Below are 1,284 nucleotides of genomic sequence, written 5' to 3' on the forward strand. Positions count from 1 at the left end.
TTTGCTCTTTAAAAATCTGGATCAAGCTGAAAATTGAAACGACACACGTAAAGTGTGTATGAGTCTCTCAAATTTTCGCAACGCGAAGTGTTTCACGAAACATCTTCGGGTTGTGAGGTTAAGCGACCAAGCGTACACGGTGGATGCCCTGGCAGTCAGAGGCGATGAAGGACGTGCTAATCTGCGAAAAGCGCCGGCGAGGTGATATGAACCCTTGACCCGGCGATGTCCGAATGGGGAAACCCGGTGCACTACGGTGCATCATCGTTAGCTGAATACATAGGCTAACGAGGCGAACCGGGGGAACTGAAACATCTAAGTACCCCGAGGAAAAGAAATCAACCGAGATTCCCCCAGTAGCGGCGAGCGAACGGGGAGGAGCCCAGAGCCTGAATCAGCTTGTGTGTTAGTGGAAGCGTCTGGAAAGTCGCACGGTACAGGGTGAAAGTCCCGTACACGAAAATGCACAGGCTGTGAGCTCGATGAGTAGGGCGGGACACGTGGTATCCTGTCTGAATATGGGGGGACCATCCTCCAAGGCTAAATACTCCTGACTGACCGATAGTGAACCAGTACCGTGAGGGAAAGGCGAAAAGAACCCCGGCGAGGGGAGTGAAAAAGAACCTGAAACCGTGTACGTACAAGCAGTGGGAGCCTCTTTATGGGGTGACTGCGTACCTTTTGTATAATGGGTCAGCGACTTATATTCTGTAGCAAGGTTAACCGTATAGGGGAGCCGAAGGGAAACCGAGTCTTAACTGGGCGTTAAGTTGCAGGGTATAGACCCGAAACCCGGTGATCTAGCCATGGGCAGGTTGAAGGTTGGGTAACACTAACTGGAGGACCGAACCGACTAATGTTGAAAAATTAGCGGATGACCTGTGGCTGGGGGTGAAAGGCCAATCAAACCGGGAGATAGCTGGTTCTCCCCGAAAGCTATTTAGGTAGCGCCTCGTGAATTCATCTCCGGGGGTAGAGCACTGTTTCGGCTAGGGGGCCATCCCGGCTTACCAACCCGATGCAAACTGCGAATACCGGAGAATGTTATCACGGGAGACACACGGCGGGTGCTAACGTCCGTCGTGAAGAGGGAAACAACCCAGACCGCCAGCTAAGGTCCCAAAGTCATGGTTAAGTGGGAAACGATGTGGGAAGGCCCAGACAGCCAGGATGTTGGCTTAGAAGCAGCCATCATTTAAAGAAAGCGTAATAGCTCACTGGTCGAGTCGGCCTGCGCGGAAGATGTAACGGGGCTAAACCATGCACCGAAGCTGCGGCAGCGAC

The 1,284-nt window shown here is 52.7% G+C and carries 1 rRNA gene (only partly in view); it reads left to right on the plus strand.

Annotated features, from left to right (window positions below):
• Positions 1-116: 116 nt before the first annotated feature.
• Positions 117-1,284 (plus strand): 23S ribosomal RNA (locus OGV82_RS19780); it runs 1,728 nt beyond the window's last position.

The sequence above is a fragment of the Citrobacter sp. CK191 genome, from assembly GCF_030333435.1.
Lineage (GTDB): Bacteria > Pseudomonadota > Gammaproteobacteria > Enterobacterales > Enterobacteriaceae > Citrobacter_B > Citrobacter_B koseri.